Raw genomic sequence first — 276 nt, forward strand, 5'->3', positions numbered from 1 at the left:
ATCAGGTGGTGCCACAGTGCTATTGTCGCTAGACAAAAAGGTTACAATCTTGAAAGCTGTTGCTCGTTAGAGCTATAAATATAAAAGCGTATCTTATTCAATTCATTACAGTGCGTGAAGTTATTCTGTCAGTCTTTTACAAACACTTCGTAGTAAAACTACTTGGGTGTTGTATGGTTAAGCCTCACGGGCAATTAGTATCAGTTAGCTCAAGACCTCGCAGTCCTTACACACCTGACCTATCAACGTTGTAGTCTCCAACGACCCTTTAGGGAG

General features: G+C 41.3%; 1 rRNA gene. It reads right to left on the reverse strand.

The window, feature by feature from the left end:
- Window positions 1–173 precede the first annotated feature (173 nt).
- Window positions 174–276: ribosomal RNA gene (locus H4J62_RS20150) — 23S ribosomal RNA — on the reverse strand; the annotation flags it as partial.

Origin of the sequence: Colwellia sp. BRX8-5, assembly GCF_014077325.1 — a bacterium.
In the GTDB taxonomy this organism is placed as follows: domain Bacteria; phylum Pseudomonadota; class Gammaproteobacteria; order Enterobacterales; family Alteromonadaceae; genus Colwellia_A.